The following is a 14,350-nucleotide window of genomic DNA, read 5'->3' as shown; positions in this document are numbered from 1 at the left end:
GCAGACCCGTCTTGTCGGAGAGTGAGTGATTCAGCCTGAGATCTGTAGATGTCCCAGGGCGTGACGCGCACCGATTTCTCGTGTCCAATCGAGCGGCGGAGGCACCGAGGATAGCGGTCAGTGCGCCTCGACTCGGCCTCTCCAGAACGTATCATGTCATCCACTACTACCGACGACGCGGACAGCCAGCCCGACGAACAGGCCATCTTGAGCCATCTTGTACGGCGACTCCTTCAGCGCGAAGGCGGCCAGATCCCTCTGGAACGAGTCACCCTCCGGGTGAGCGACTACGTCGACATCGGCGAGCAGGCCGCCGCTGACCTCCTCGACGAGGGTGCAGACGCCGGTATCTACACGCTGAAGCGAGGTGCCGGTGGAACGAGAACGATCACCGGGGTTAGCCCGCAGGGACCCGAACCCGACATCATCGTCGCGGCCTTCGGGGCTGGGGCGGACACGCCTGACTTCACCGTCATCAGCGTCGTCACCGAGAGCATCGACCAGGCGTTTCGTGACGCGGGCTACGAGACGTTCAGTTCCCTTGCTGATGCCGGCGCTGACGACCTCACCGGTCTGACCGGGACGCTCACCGAGAGCCGCGCAGCAGCCATCCTCCAGGAGGCACCCCAGCACGTCCCCGTCGGGACTCGCCTTGCGACTGCCGCCGCCCGACGATACGCGCGTCGGCTCGACGCCGAGACAGACCGTGGTGTGGCCCGGGTGGTCGACCTCGCGACCACCGACATCCCAGTGGGCGAACCTGTCTACCGAACTGCGGGACTCGATCCCGAATCCCTCGAGGCGCAGTACGTCAGTGCCGTCGGTCGCAACGCCGACGACCCCGTGGCGACCGGCCTCCACGTTCTCGATGACCCGGACCACCCGGACGTGCCGAAGGCGGCGAGCCATCCCGACGCCGGCGACGACGCGCTCCCCGTCGACGACACCGGGCACGTCGTCCCGCCGGCAGTCCCGGTCGAACCGCGCCTCCAGCTTCCCCTTGATGAACTGCTCGCGAAGAAACTCGCCCGAGGGCTGGTTCCCGTCCGCCTCGTCGGGCCGCGCGGCTCGGGGAAGAACTACCTGATCAAGTACCTCTGCCACGAGACAAACAGGGGATACATCTCCATCGATTGTGACGAGGCGACCCACACCGAGGACCTGTTCGGACCGCTGACACCCACCGAGGAGGGGCTGATCGTGCCCCGGACCGGCCCCGCCAAGCAGGCACTCCTGAACGGGTCGGTTTTGGTGCTGAACGAGTTCCCGGTGATGCGAGCCGGTGCTGCGATGGCGCTCCATCGCCTGCTCAACGAGGGAAAGTTGCTGGTGAAGGCACATGGCGAGCTGGTCGAGCCCCATCCGTCGGCGCGGATCGTGATCACGATGAATCCGCCCACCCGGGAGTACCGCGACTCCGAACCGATGAACTCCGCTACCCGTGGGCGGTTCCGCGCGCTCGAACAGCCCTACATCAAGGATGTCGAAATCGAACTCGACACGCTAGACGTGCAGGTCAACGGTGGCTCCCGCGTCGTTGACCGTGGGACGCTCCGGAAGGTCGTCCAGTTCGCCCACCAGACTCGCCAGAACGAAAACTGGCCGACGCTGTCGACACGGAACCTCGTGATCGTCTGTGAGCACATCGAGGACGGCGCCGCGCCGAAGGCTGCGCTCAAGAACGAGGTGTGGGCGGTCGCCGAGCCGAACCAGTATCCCGAGGACGCCTACGAGACCCTCGACGATTTCCTGTGACACCTAGCGACCGCTCAGCCGCGGGGAATTCCGTACATAGGCAATCCGTGACGTTGGAACGCCCGAACTCGTTCACCAACCCCACTCAAATTTCGGTGAGACCGAGACTGTATTCGAGTGCGGTATCGACCTCGTCTATCCGCTCTTGCGGAATCGAGCCGAGGTTCTCGGTGATGCGGTGCTCGATAGAGATGGTTCGAATCTGGCTACAGAGCGCGACGGAGTCTTCCCGAAGCGCACACTCCTCGGCTGGGACGAGCACTTCGAACGGGTAGAGCTGCTCGCCGAACGAGGTGGTGAACGGAACAACGATCGTTGTCGGTGCGTTTGCATTCCCGACATCGTTCTGCACGACGAGACACGGTCGCGTTCCCCGTTGTTCGGAACCCTGTGTCGGATCGAGTTCGACGATAACGACATCCCCTCGGCGGACAGACAGAGCCATATGCTACCACTCTGGGGCATCGCCTAGGTGGTCATTAGCCTCCGTCGAGACGCCCTCCAGTTCGTCAGCGAGCTCGCTGGTTTGTTGGGCACGCTGACGGTACCCCTCAGCCAACTCCTCACGAGTGACCGGTCGTTCGATAACGAGTTTCCCCGCCTCTTCGTGGATCACGACGTCATCTCCTCCCTTAATTCCGAACCGTTCTCGGAGCTCTTTGGGAATCGTCACTTGGCCTCGCTCCCCGATCTTCCGGCGTTCGCCCTTACTCATGCATATTCATATCTTATTCATACTAAAAACCCCTTCGGACAGAAGGCAGTAAGCTCAGACTCCCGGCTTACACTCGGAGAATAATGAGGTAATTTCGCGCCGACGATTTATCGGCCACAAGGGAGCGAAGAGGTCCGATACCTCTCGTTCCCCATCATGTCCGATACTAATTCCTCGATCACTTCGAACGCCTCCGTCGAGACCTTCAGCCCCGATGTCCACGCCCGGGTGCGGGCGTCAGCCGGTCGGTGCGACCGGCTCCAGGCGTTCCTGCAAGGCCATCTCCCGGCCGGCGTCGACGTCGAAGTCGTCCTCACCCCTGCGGTACAGACGGCGGCGGTCCTGCCTGCCGACGTCGACGCGCTGATCAGCAGTGAGGCAACCGACCTCGAACGACAACAGGCCGCTCAGTTGCTCGACGGTATCGACGCAGCGTTTCTCGTACTCGTCACGACCGCGCCAGCCCCGCTGGAGCGGGTGCCGCTGAACGACCAGCTCACCGCCGACCACGCCCACCAGTTCGGCCTCGCCTTCCACGAGCTCCTCCACATCCTCAAGACTGCGATTGCCCCAATCGCCGCGTTGCTCAACGCCGAGGTCGACCCGGAATACCATCAGCACGTCCACGAGCTGATCAACATCGTCGAGGACGGCGCAATCGAGCACGAGGCGATCCACGGCACGAACTTCAGCGACACTGCCGAGATCCGGCTCGAACTCACCCGCCGAATCCACTCGCAGACTCCCGACGACCTCGGAGATGGGCAGCAGGCACGCCTCTCGTTCTGGGACGCGGTGACCACCGCTCTGTACGACGCCGCGGTGTACCCGACCGGCACCACCGAGGTCCTGCTTGACCGGGATGACGACCGCGTCGGGTTCGTTTCCGAGGCCGACGAGATCGCCTTTCGGTCTTTACAAGATGCGCTGACTCAGCTCGCCGTCGATGCCCTCGCTATTCGAGGTGTCGACCTCGACGACGCGACCCACAAGCACGACAAGACCGCCTCGGTCGAGCGGGCCCGCCGCGTCATCGACACCTGGACGTCGACGCTCAAGCCGATCGTCGCGAGCGCTGTCGAACAGACGGGCGAATCGGAGAGCTACGGTGGCGCTGATTCGGGAACTGACGGGCACGACCACTCGCCGCAGGAGGGCGGACCTGCTAGTACTCCCGAGGCAACTGGGGTCTCGGTCGATCGCGAGGCAACGGCGGACCCGTATCAGGACGTGTTCGACCATCCCGCGATGACGCCGGATCCCGCCAGAGAGGATGCGGACGGCACGGTCAGCTCGCCCGAGCCGGATACCGAGGACATCACTGGTGACACCGCATCGACTCCAGTCGACCAGAAGGGGGACGAGCAGAAGCGTGATCAAGAGCCGTCGATAGCGGACGGCGATTCAGCGTCGCGGGCAGACTCATCCATCGAAAGCAGTGAGGAGTCAGCGGAGCACCCGTCGAGATCCCACGCACTCGCGGCGGCTGTCGAGCGCGCTCGCGAAAATCGGGGCGATCCGGGAGACAGGACTGATCCATCGTCCCCATCGGGTCCTATAGATGGTCGAGCCACTCCCGACGACCGGTCGGTCCAGACACCACTCGATGCGTTCGACATCGGAGCGACAGCCACCGGGTCTGTGGAGACTGACGACCTGAGCGGCCCCTCGAACGATCCGAGGCCATCTGGCGAGGATGACCAGGTGAAGCATCGCGATGGAGATGTCGAGGCCGCAGCAGCGGACGAACCGGTGCCGGGGCCAGCTCACGAGCGCGTCGAGCGGGCCGCACCGTCGCCGACAGAGTACGGACAGGCGCTCAAACACGACCGTGAGGTCGCCAAACAAGAGGCGGCCCGAGAGCAGGTCGACCGGGAGGCTGTCAAGCGAGAGCTTCGCGACCTCGGTGATGTCTTCGATCGGCGCCACCAAGGCGACGAGGACCACCGGGAGGACGGGACCGAGTCATCGACCGAGACGTGTGTAGGTGGCAACGGTGCCGGACCGGAGCGTCTCGACGATGTCGTGTTCGTCCCAGTCACCGACGACCTCGTCCCACCGGGGCAATGGAGTGCGGTCGAGGACGGCGCCGCCCGCGTCGCGCAGGTCCTCGAAAAGGAACTCGCGCTCGAACGGCAGCGGGGAACCCGGAGCGGGCTGACCGCTGGTCAGTACGATACCCGCGCCGGTCATCGGCTCGCCATCGGCGATCCACGGGTCTGTGAAACTCCGACGCCTGGCCGCGAGAAGCGTTACGCCCTCGTGCTCGTGCTAGATCGGTCGGGGTCGATGCGCAACGGTAGCCCCCCGAAAATCGAGGTTGCAACACAGGCGGTCGCCCGACTCGCCGTCGCTGCCGAGGGACTGGGGATTCGTGTTGCCATCATCGACTTCATCGACGGTCAGGCTCGCCTTGCGAAGCCGTTCGCCGTCGAGTCGCGTCACGTCCAGACAACGCTGCTCGATACTAACTGCGGTGGTGGGACACCGTTAGCCGAGGCAATCGGGCTCGCCCGGACGGTTGTCGAGACACAGCGTGACGAACCACTGATCATCACCGTCACCGACGACCGCCCCAGCGACATCGAGGCGGTCACGCGCGAGCTCCAGGCATCGTACGCTCCGGTGTGCTCGTTGACCATCGCGACCGACTGTGACCCTGGGACGTTAGCCCCTGATGCATCGGCGCTGGCGCCGTACTATGAACGACAGGCGGCGGTCTACGACGTCGACGCCATCGACGATCGTCTCGACCAGTTCGCGAGTCTTCTGACCGGACTGTGACTCGTCCGCTTTGAACTGGCGAGAGAACAGTCTGCGTGGCTCCGTTGGAAATCACTACAGATTGGAACAAGCGGCGTGCTGAATATAGAGAGCATAGCTGTCACTGAGCGGTGGCACTCAGTTATGTCCTCACGATCTTAATGAGGTGATATGGTTGCGTGGCATCGGAACGTGGTGAGCGGGTGGCGACAGGATATGGGTACGGGGATCACCGTGGCGTCTGCGGCACTCATCGGCTCCCTCTTTTATTTCCTCGTGCTGGAAATTATCCCAGTACAGGTTTCCGCAGACACGCAGTACTGGGCCGGGTACTCGCCACAATTTACATTTGTTGCCGGGCTCATGGTTGGTACTCTTTTATCGAGACGCGTTATGTCCCGGGTGTCTACCCCGGAACAGGGGGCGATCGCGGGCGGCGCGCTGGCCATCTGTATCGTGGTACTTGTACCGATACTGGCGGCAGTGTACGTGTTTCTGTTTCCAATCCTTCTTAGTGTCACCACCGGGTAGGAGTTACGTTACGCACTACAGCTCTACCCAGCACCGCTGTGGGCTGCTGTCGGCGTCGCTCGAGCCGTCGCTACTGCGTGGAGTCCGCTCGTCGGTGTTTCCCTGGTCCCCATTGCAGCGCTGGCCGGGTGGACGTACCAGCGTCGCTGTCGCTTCAGTGGTGATCGAACCGTCAGCTAACACCCGTGAATCGTCGAGTGCCGGCGGTCACGTTCCATGAGCCGTCTGACCGACTCGCGCCCTGTGTTCAGCAAGCGTCTCCACCAGCCACCCGGTCGCTGTCAATAATGGCGTGTGAGATACAGAGGAGGGGTGCAGCGTAGCGATCCGAAATTTCTATTGCGAACGTCCGATCCTAACTCACATCCGGAGACCCGACGTATGAGATCAGTTGCAGTTCGGGAGTCGATTCCTGTCTGTCAGCAAGCGTCGCCAGTATCAATATCGATCGAGAGTTCGCCCATAAGGTTGATTTCCGCCAGAATACTCAGACAGTCACCGTCAGTCTGTAGCTGAGTAGATGTTACTTGTTTTCTACCATCCGAGTCATCCGCCTCAGCGCGAGCGTGGAGCGCATAGTTCCCGGGTGACTGAACGGGATTTTTCCACGAGTGCATATCGATTTCCTCGTTCCCGTCATTGTCTCGATCGGCCATCAGTCGCGTTGGATGTGTTTACCAGAACACGACCTCGTTATCGGTTACGTCTTCGATAACGGCATCGAATACAACGGGGCTATCGCCGAGGTTTTTGACCCACACCTCCGCAATGGAGACAGACCTCGACTCTCGGGTGAACTCCGAGACGGACGAACACCCGGCAAGCGGTATCGAGAGTGCGGTTCCGGCGGACAGTAGTAGCATCCGGCGTGACTGGGTGGAGGGCACAGTCGTGTACTCATCTCGTTTCCATATGAATTCTGGGCTAGGACAAACCAGACCGAACATAGCTATCGAGGGAAAAGGGGGGTGAGGTGAGTACGGGATAGGCGCTGTGTATACGGCAACGGCCACACAACTACCCGATCGCCGTCAGCAACGCCGTGACCGATACAGAGGGTGTAGTTAGCAACCTATCGTCGTCGTCCCAGTATGCTGGCGATAGTACTAGTATTAGGTAGATGCATCAACTGTGTCACGGGTTGCACAGATACTCACAGTCAATAGCCTGTCCATCGTATGTCGAGGAATGCCCGAACAAACACTGTTCGAATTCGAACGGAACATGGACACAGGTGAAGTTGTACAGTACTTTCGAACGGTCGCTGACCACTTGGAGTCCGGTAATGAATTCACTCTCGAATCCGGTACCGAGTCGGTGACACTCACTCCCCCGAGACGAGTCGAGTTCGAGGTTGAGGTCGAACGCGAAACGTCGAAGTCTGGGGGACCAGCGGAGATAGAACTCGAGTTCGAGTTGGAGTGGGACGAAGATGGAACCGGTACTGGGGATCTCAATATCGGGTGAGGAATCTCTTACAAGCCGAAATCGATACGATGTCGAACACGTGGCACAGAGCATCGAAATCAAAAGGTGGCCTGAGCACACCTCGCCTGCATCGGGCGAGGGTGCACACCGGCAACCGCACGACACGAGACCAGCGCGGTCAGGATCGTTCGACGTCGGCTGCCGATGGATTTGACCCATACAGTGCAGGCACCCAGTTCTGGCCGTCGATCGCCGGGCGTTCGTAGTTGGGATCCTGCTGTCGGTCCGGCAACTCGGTCGGCCCAGGCATGGTGTCCTCGTACTCGATCTGTGAGAGGAGGTGACTGATACAGTTGAGCCGGGCATGTTTCTTGATATCGGCGTTGATTACGTGCCACGGCGAGTTACTCGTATCCGTGTAGGTGAACATCGCGTCTTTCGCCCGCGAGTACTCGACCCACCGCTCTCGGGCTTCGAGGTCGATCGGGCTGAGCTTCCAGCGACGTTTCGGGTCGTTGCTGCGCTTCTGGAAACGTCGTTCCTGTTCTTCGTCGCTGATCGAGAACCAGTACTTGATGAGGATGATCCCCGAGCGCATGAGCATCCGCTCGAACTCGGGGGCCGACCGGAGGAATTCCTGATACTCCTCGTCGGTACAGAAGTCCATCACACGCTCGACGGTCGCACGGTTGTACCAGCTCCGGTCGAACAGCACCATCTCACCGGCCGCCGGAAGCTGTTCGACGTACCGCTGGAAGTACCACTGACTCTGCTCGCGTTCGGTGGGCTTGCCGAGCGCGACGACTTTCACCACCCGGGAACTCGTGCGGCGAGTGATTCGGTGGATCGTTCCGCCTTTGCCGGCCGCGTCTCGACCATCGAAGAGCACGACAACCCGGAGTCCCTGCTCTTTGACCCACATCTGGAGCCTGACGAGTTCTTCCTGGAGCCGCTCGAGTTCCCGCTTGTAGTGTTTCTTCTTAATCTTGCCACTTTTTTTGTAGAGGTTCTCCTCGTCGACGGTGGTCAGCACGGACTCCTCGGCCGGTAACACCGGGTGCTCGGTCATCGGAGCTGCTGCTCCTTATCTCCATCACTGACCATTGATGCGTACATGCGGGAGTATCAATGGTAATAGTACATAACTCTCTGCCCCCACGAAACGCAGGCCACTTCCCCGACTGTGCGGTGTCCGGGGAGGCGATCGGCGAACACGCCGGTCCGCCGTACACGGCGACCCGTCGATAGTGGGGGAGCCGACGGGGGATATCCCTTCCGAGGTACGACACTACTCCGGTAGCTATAGTAGAATTTGGAAGTTTCCGCAGGGCAACCAGTCGAACAACGGTGTTTCATATCGGCTCTCGAAGATGCAGAGAAGCGTGTGAGTAGATACCTTCTGGAGATTACTATAGGGGTGCTATACTGACCCGATGACCGGGACGCACTTTCTATGCAGCACTCGTCTCAGAAACCACCGAGTTTCAGACAGGGTCGCCGTGCGAGGTAAAGCGAGTATCGTGCACCAGGCAGTCTCCAGTCCGAGGGCGGCTGTTTCCTTGGAACGGAGCGGGATCACAATGTTGCGGCGGACCGACCGGCTTCGAGTTCTGTCAAGAGGTCGGCGACGCGGTCGCGAATCTCATCTCGGATCCCGCGAACGATGTCAAGGGACCGTCCGTGTGGGTCGTCTAGATCCCAGTCGCGATTATCGCCGCTCCACGTAGCTGGGCATACGTCGTCTGCGGAGCAGCCCATGGTAATTACGATATCGGCATCCTGTAGTTCCTCGAACGTGATTTCATGAGGTGTACGATCCGAAAGATCGATGCCATCCTCCCGCATGACTTCGACAGTGTTTTGATGAACGCTGTCGGCTGGGTTCGTCCCGCCGGTGAGTATCTCAACCCGGTTTCCAAGGTTGCGGTTCTCCATCTCTCGTTTCGCGAACGCGGTTGCCATCTGGCTCCGCCCCGCGTTCTGGACGCACACGAACGCGACGGTCACTTCGTCGTCGATCATACCGTTTCGTAGTGCCGGTTCTGAAAAATCCTATCTAAGAGCGGTATAGATTCTTATATACATTATAACACCGAGTGTATCGCTTCACCGGCCGTTTGATCACGGCACAAACCGATATCTTGGACGGCCGTGCGTGACTTGTTCTCGTTCCACTTGATGTCCGTGACCGATACAGAGGCTGTATTCAGCAGCCGAGCGGAGGGATGTTTTGAATGTATGTGGTTTTCGACTTCGCCATCAGTCACACGAATACGCAATGTCTGGAGAAACGATGCAGCAGTCCGCTCCTGCGTGCGCAGACTATCGCTCCCTGCGAATTCTCGTTCCGGGGTTTGTCTTCCACCACGAAGGTGACTGCTTCCCAGTAGGAAGCAGCAAGTACTACCAGTGCGGATATGGTTTTACGGAACAAATGAGCGAACCGGAGGAACGAATGACTGAACCGGATTTGACGGATCCACAGTATTATCTCAATCGAGAACTCTCGGAGCTTGCTTATCAGGAGCGTGTTCTCAGCGAGGGCACGAACGAAGGCAACCCACCACTCGAACGCCTCCGGTTTCTTGCGTTCTTCACCAAGAACACCGATGAGTTCTTCATGAAACGCGTCGGCGGACTCAAACAACAGGTCACAGCCGGCGTTACTGTGACGACACCTGACGGCCGCACACCCAGTGAGCAGTTGGATGAGGTCATCGAGGCCGCACGACCACTGTTCCGCCGCCAAGACACCTACTGGCAGACCGAACTCAAACCCGAACTCGCGGAGGTAGGTATCGGGATCCGTGCGTACGATGACCTGAACGGAGAGCAGCGCGACCAACTCCGGACGTACTTCGAAGAGTCCGTTCTCCCCACCCTCACGCCGCTCGCCTTCGATCCCGCCCACCCGTTCCCGTTCATCTCGAACCTCTCCCTCTCGCTCGCCGTCCTCTCGACGGAGACGGGTGAGGACACGACGTTTACGCGAATCAAGATCCCGGCAAATCAGCCCCGTCTCGTCGACGTTCCGGACACCTCCGAACAGTACGTCCTGATCGAGGATCTCATCGAGGCCAACCTCGATATGCTCCTCCCCGGTCTCGACATCCTCGACGTCTCGAAGTTCAGGGTGACGCGGAACGCCGAGGTGCGACGCAACGAAGAGGTCGCCGAGGACCTCGTCGATATCATCGAGGACGTCCTCGAGCAACGGCGGTTCGCGACCATCGTCCGCCTGGAAGTCGACGCAGATATCGCCGATGAGTCAGTCTCGATTCTGACGGAGCATCTCGATGTCGACGACCGCGAGGTCTTCCACCGAGAGGGCCCAATCGACTACGAGGATTTCTTTACGCTCCTCGAGTTGGAGCGGCCGAACCTCAAACTCCCATCGTGGACACCACAGCCACATCCGCGACTACTGCCGAAAGCGGGCGACAGTCGAAACGAGACGACGGCGATATTCGACGAAATCCGCGAGGACGACATCCTGGTCCATCACCCCTATCACGCTTTCGAGGGCACGGTGCAGCGGTTCCTCGACGCAGCCGCGAATGACCCGGACGTCCTTGCGGTGAAGGCCGCGATCTATCGAACGGCGAGCGACTCGAAGGTGATTCAGAGCCTCATCGACGCTGCGGACAACGGGAAACAAGTGGCGGTGATGGTCGAACTCAAGGCGCGCTTCGACGAGAAGAACAACCTCGAATGGGTGCGCCGCCTCGAGGAGGAGGGCATTCACGTCGCCTACGGGACCGTCGGTCTGAAGACACATACGAAGACGGCGCTTGTCGTCCGTCGAGAGGAGGACGGTGTCCAACTCTACTCACACGTCGGCACGGGCAACTATCACTCCGAGACCGCCAAGGGGTATTGCGATCTCGGACTGCTGACCGCTGATCGCGACGTCGGGCAAGACCTCACGAAGGTCTTCAACTTCTTCACCGGGCCGACGCTCGACGAGCGCTTCCGGGAACTCCTCATCGCACCGGTGACGATGCGTGAGCGCTTCACAGAGATGGTCCGTCGCGAAGCCGATCACGCCCGTGCTGACCGGCGTGCGCGAATCGTCGTGAAGGTGAACGGCCTCGAGGACCCGAAGATGGTCGAAGAACTGTATCGCGCCTCGATGGCCGGCGTCGACATAGACCTCATCGTCCGCGACATCTGCCGACTCCGGCCCGGCCTCGAGGAGGTCAGCGAGAACATCACCGTGCACTCGATCGTCGGGCGCTTCCTCGAGCACGCTCGGATCTTCTACTTCGAGAACGCCGGCGACCCCGACTGGTTCATCGGCTCTGCGGACTGGATGACCCGCAACCTCGACCACCGTGTCGAGGCCGTCACGCCCGTCGAAGCAACGAGACTGCGCAACCAACTCCGATTGGTTCTGGAGGTCTCACTCACTGACAACCGCCGCCGGTGGGTGATGCAAAGCGACGGGAGCTACGAGCAGGTCACACCGGACGACGAGCCAGTACGGGACACCCAGGAAATCCTGATGGCGGCCACGGACGCCGCCCTCGAGCGTGGGTACGGACCTGGTATGGAGGTTGACATGGACCTGATCGAAGAGGGGCTTCTCATCGAGCCAACCGCCGACGGGGGTGTCGAAGGCGACCGTGACTTGTCAGCCACCACTGACGATTCCGATGGGGATCAAGAAGGGCACTCGGGCAGCGGGACTACATCAGTTTTCGACAGGTACGCTGAGCAGTGGTATCATCCCGACAGCGAGACGTACGATTGGGCGGTCCGTACACGAGACGGTGACCGTCGGTATTTCAAGACGCGTGACGGTGCCCGGACCCGGCTTCGTGCAGAGTACGAGACACCCTCCTAGCCGAAGCGAGTTGTCGTATTGCCGCCTTTGACGATTTGCCGTCGTACCCCCAGCAGTGTATCACGTCACGAGGTCATGCATTGATGGCCGGTAATTCACCTATTCTCATAACGATGCGGTTAAAACTGACATACCTGAATATTTGACTGCATAAACCTAAATAGGCTCTATAGACTATTATACACATAATGTGCCCAGACGCTTCCGACTTCCCGAGACGGTACGACCAGTACCGCGACAGCTCTGGGTCCTGGACGTTCGACATAGCGGAGTACGAAGACGATCTGGAGCCTCTCATCCCTAGCAGCACCTCGTCCGACCCGACGCCAGAGGAGGCCTACCAGATGGCAGTCTATTTCGAGGGGTTCATTGAAAGGCAGCAACGAACGTCGAACTGGTCCGACGAGGCGCTTGACCGGTTCGAAGCCTTCGAGTCGACACTCGAATTCGAAGCTGTCGCGACAGCCCTCAGAGAGATTGCCGAGGATAACGGTTCGTAGCCAAAGTCACCCATGGAATACACCCTCCAACCCGACGAACACGTCTCGGACGGCATCAAGCGAATCGTCGACGGCAAGATCGAACGAGGGATCGACCACATCGACGAGGGCGACGACGTACACGAGACGATCCACGAGGTTCGCAAGCGGTGTAAAGAAATCCGAGCAGCCGTTCGACTCGTCCGTCCGGTCTTGCCCACGTACAAACGCGAGAACGTCCACTACCGGGATGCAGCCCGGCGAATCTCGGACGTTCGCGACGCTCACGCGGCTGTCGAGACGTTCGACGACCATCTCCGGCCTGCGGTCGAGGCGCGCGGCGCATTGGACGACTCGACGCTCGCCGATATTCGGGCAACACTGATCGATCGACGCGAGACGATGGCTGCTGAACAGGACCTCGAGCGACGACTGGCGCAGGTCCGGGCGGATCTGGTCGAAGGACGAGACCGCGTCCCGGATCTCCCGATCGCGACGGAGGGGTACGACGCGGTGGCTGGCGGCTTGCGCAAGTCCTACAAGCGGGCCCGGAATCGCATGGCCGAGGCGTACGAGGAGCCGGAGTTCGAGCGCTTTCACGAGTGGCGCAAACGGATCAAGTACCACCGCTACCACACCCGGCTCCTCCGGCGTGTGTGGGTCGGCCCGATGAAGCGCCGGCGTGCAGAACTCAAAGAGCTGTCCGATATCATCGGCTACGAGAACGACCTCGCGGAGTTCGAAATGGTGATGCACGACGAGGAACTGTTCGCCCCAGCGACCAGAGCGATACTGAACGAGATACTCACTGCGAAGCGGTCCGAATTCCACCGCCGAGGCCGGCCCCTTGGCGAGCGGCTCTTTGCGGAAGCCCCTGACCGGCTGGTCGACCGTCTCGGTGCCTACTGGACGGCGACACACGAATACGACCCTGCTCCGTGACCAGTCGGTGCTGGCCCATTCGCGTCTTGTATGCAGCACGGCGGTTGAAACCCATCACCGCTTGAGGGATTCAACAAGGCCGAGTCCAGTGGGTTCAGTCCTTAGGCTGCACATACGCTATGAGTGCGTACGTCTCATTCCGTGATGTTCTCAAGCCACCCACCGCGAACAGTAGTTGAGGTAAACGGTGTGAGTGCACGAGGAGGCCACGCTCTGAGTTGCTGTTTGACGACGTAGCGCTTATGTTCGGGACCCGAGAACGGCGGGGTAGATGCAGCTGCACCGGCTCGTTCGCAACCCCTACGGGCGCGCCTTCTACGACCGACTCCAGGCGGCCGGCGTCACCGCGACGATGATGTCGGAGTATGGGCGGTCGCTTCCCGTCAACGACGCACCCGACCCGGACGCGTTCCGCGTTAAGCGTTGTGAACCGGCTGCGGTGCGTGCGCTTGCCGCGCCGACGGACGAACTCGTCGACGGCGAGACCGTCGTGGGTGCGTTCGCCGACGGGACGCCGCTGGGGTACCTGTTCTGCTCGGTGGATGCGACGCTGCCAATCCACCCGCTGGAGCGGACGCTGTCGTTCGACGGTGCGTACGTCCGCCGGGTGTTCGTCGCGCTCGACCACCGGGAACGAGGGGTTGCCGGCGCGCTGCTGGACTGGGCGCTGGCTGACGCCAGCGGCGATGGCGCGGAACGCGCCACGGCGCTGGTCGCACGGGACAACATCCCCTCGCGTGCGCTGTTCGAGTCCCGGGGGTTCGGCGTCCGTCGGCGCCATTTTTACGCACGGGTCGGGCCGCTCACACACTATAGCGTTAGGGAGCGGGAACCGAGCCAACAGTAGATACATATATATCTCGTAAGTAAATAATTCTCGGAGTAGATTCA

At 60.8% G+C, this 14,350-nt stretch carries 13 protein-coding genes; 8 read left to right on the top strand and 5 right to left on the bottom strand.

Annotation, left to right across the window (positions count from 1 at the left end; all coding sequences use genetic code 11):
- Nucleotides 1-153 precede the first annotated feature (153 nt).
- Complete coding sequence (locus HALNA_RS01385; protein ID WP_049934444.1) at nucleotides 154-1,755, top strand: AAA family ATPase; 1,602 nt, start codon at nucleotides 154-156, stop codon at nucleotides 1,753-1,755.
- A gap of 85 nt (nucleotides 1,756-1,840) precedes the next feature.
- Here HALNA_RS01385 and HALNA_RS01380 read toward each other — a convergent pair whose 3' ends face one another.
- Nucleotides 1,841-2,200, bottom strand: coding sequence for a type II toxin-antitoxin system PemK/MazF family toxin (locus HALNA_RS01380; RefSeq protein WP_049934443.1), 360 nt, complete (start codon nucleotides 2,198-2,200; stop codon nucleotides 1,841-1,843).
- A 3-nt stretch (nucleotides 2,201-2,203) separates the two neighbouring features.
- Nucleotides 2,204-2,470, bottom strand: a complete 267-nt coding sequence (locus HALNA_RS01375) for an AbrB/MazE/SpoVT family DNA-binding domain-containing protein (RefSeq protein WP_049934441.1) — start codon at nucleotides 2,468-2,470, stop codon at nucleotides 2,204-2,206.
- Between the two features lie 156 nt (nucleotides 2,471-2,626).
- Here HALNA_RS01375 and HALNA_RS01370 point away from each other — a divergent pair, with 156 nt between their 5' ends.
- On the top strand, nucleotides 2,627-5,254 hold the full coding sequence (locus HALNA_RS01370) for a vWA domain-containing protein (protein WP_049934440.1): 2,628 nt from the start codon (nucleotides 2,627-2,629) through the stop codon (nucleotides 5,252-5,254).
- Between the two features lie 195 nt (nucleotides 5,255-5,449).
- Nucleotides 5,450-5,764, top strand: a complete 315-nt coding sequence (locus HALNA_RS21005) for a hypothetical protein (protein WP_245575973.1) — start codon at nucleotides 5,450-5,452, stop codon at nucleotides 5,762-5,764.
- A gap of 674 nt (nucleotides 5,765-6,438) precedes the next feature.
- Here the strand turns inward: HALNA_RS21005 and HALNA_RS01355 are convergent.
- Entirely contained in the window at nucleotides 6,439-6,651 is a 213-nt protein-coding gene (locus tag HALNA_RS01355) for a hypothetical protein (RefSeq protein WP_049934437.1), read from the bottom strand.
- 301 nt (nucleotides 6,652-6,952) lie between these two features.
- On the opposite strand from HALNA_RS01355, the gene HALNA_RS01350 reads away from it, so the two are divergent.
- A complete protein-coding gene (locus HALNA_RS01350) occupies nucleotides 6,953-7,231 on the top strand; it encodes an amphi-Trp domain-containing protein (RefSeq protein ID WP_049934435.1) in 279 nt (92 codons plus the stop codon).
- 139 nt (nucleotides 7,232-7,370) lie between these two features.
- On the opposite strand, the gene ppk2 is transcribed toward HALNA_RS01350, so the two are convergent.
- Both ppk2 and HALNA_RS01340 read right to left on the bottom strand, forming a co-directional pair.
- Nucleotides 7,371-8,261 (bottom strand): polyphosphate kinase 2, encoded by an 891-nt coding sequence (gene ppk2 / locus HALNA_RS01345; RefSeq protein ID WP_049934434.1) that lies wholly within the window; start codon nucleotides 8,259-8,261, stop codon nucleotides 7,371-7,373.
- 506 nt (nucleotides 8,262-8,767) lie between these two features.
- A complete protein-coding gene (locus HALNA_RS01340; RefSeq protein WP_049934433.1) occupies nucleotides 8,768-9,214 on the bottom strand; it encodes an arsenate reductase/protein-tyrosine-phosphatase family protein in 447 nt (148 codons plus the stop codon).
- A gap of 433 nt (nucleotides 9,215-9,647) precedes the next feature.
- On the opposite strand from HALNA_RS01340, the gene ppk1 reads away from it, so the two are divergent.
- The 4 genes from ppk1 (at nucleotide 9,648) to HALNA_RS01320 (ending at nucleotide 14,306) form a co-directional block, all read left to right on the top strand.
- Nucleotides 9,648-12,038: a polyphosphate kinase 1 gene (gene ppk1, locus HALNA_RS01335; RefSeq protein ID WP_049934599.1), complete on the top strand. Its 2,391-nt coding sequence runs from the start codon at nucleotides 9,648-9,650 to the stop codon at nucleotides 12,036-12,038.
- 188 nt (nucleotides 12,039-12,226) lie between these two features.
- Nucleotides 12,227-12,538, top strand: coding sequence for a hypothetical protein (locus HALNA_RS01330; protein ID WP_049934432.1), 312 nt, complete (start codon nucleotides 12,227-12,229; stop codon nucleotides 12,536-12,538).
- A 12-nt stretch (nucleotides 12,539-12,550) separates the two neighbouring features.
- Complete coding sequence (locus HALNA_RS01325) at nucleotides 12,551-13,459, top strand: CHAD domain-containing protein (protein ID WP_049934430.1); 909 nt, start codon at nucleotides 12,551-12,553, stop codon at nucleotides 13,457-13,459.
- 271 nt (nucleotides 13,460-13,730) lie between these two features.
- Complete coding sequence (locus HALNA_RS01320; RefSeq protein WP_049934429.1) at nucleotides 13,731-14,306, top strand: GNAT family N-acetyltransferase; 576 nt, start codon at nucleotides 13,731-13,733, stop codon at nucleotides 14,304-14,306.
- The last annotated feature ends 44 nt before the right edge of the window (nucleotides 14,307-14,350 follow it).

Source organism: Haloplanus natans DSM 17983, assembly GCF_000427685.1.
GTDB lineage: Archaea > Halobacteriota > Halobacteria > Halobacteriales > Haloferacaceae > Haloplanus > Haloplanus natans.
The sequence above is the reverse complement of the archived record's forward strand: the minus strand, read 5'-3'. Positions and strand labels throughout refer to the sequence as shown.

Bases quoted from the DNA above. Each gene is read 5' to 3' on its own strand.
- HALNA_RS01385 (WP_049934444.1), top strand. From the start codon at position 154: ATGTCATCCACTACTACCGACGACGCGGACAGCCAGCCCGACGAACAG.
- HALNA_RS01380 (WP_049934443.1), bottom strand. From the start codon at position 2,200: ATGGCTCTGTCTGTCCGCCGAGGGGATGTCGTTATCGTCGAACTCGAT.
- HALNA_RS01375 (WP_049934441.1), bottom strand. From the start codon at position 2,470: ATGAGTAAGGGCGAACGCCGGAAGATCGGGGAGCGAGGCCAAGTGACG.
- HALNA_RS01370 (WP_049934440.1), top strand. From the start codon at position 2,627: ATGTCCGATACTAATTCCTCGATCACTTCGAACGCCTCCGTCGAGACC.
- HALNA_RS21005 (WP_245575973.1), top strand. From the start codon at position 5,450: ATGGGTACGGGGATCACCGTGGCGTCTGCGGCACTCATCGGCTCCCTC.
- HALNA_RS01350 (WP_049934435.1), top strand. From the start codon at position 6,953: ATGCCCGAACAAACACTGTTCGAATTCGAACGGAACATGGACACAGGT.
- ppk2 (WP_049934434.1), bottom strand. From the start codon at position 8,261: ATGACCGAGCACCCGGTGTTACCGGCCGAGGAGTCCGTGCTGACCACC.
- HALNA_RS01340 (WP_049934433.1), bottom strand. From the start codon at position 9,214: ATGATCGACGACGAAGTGACCGTCGCGTTCGTGTGCGTCCAGAACGCG.
- ppk1 (WP_049934599.1), top strand. From the start codon at position 9,648: ATGACTGAACCGGATTTGACGGATCCACAGTATTATCTCAATCGAGAA.
- HALNA_RS01330 (WP_049934432.1), top strand. From the start codon at position 12,227: ATGTGCCCAGACGCTTCCGACTTCCCGAGACGGTACGACCAGTACCGC.
- HALNA_RS01325 (WP_049934430.1), top strand. From the start codon at position 12,551: ATGGAATACACCCTCCAACCCGACGAACACGTCTCGGACGGCATCAAG.
- HALNA_RS01320 (WP_049934429.1), top strand. From the start codon at position 13,731: ATGCAGCTGCACCGGCTCGTTCGCAACCCCTACGGGCGCGCCTTCTAC.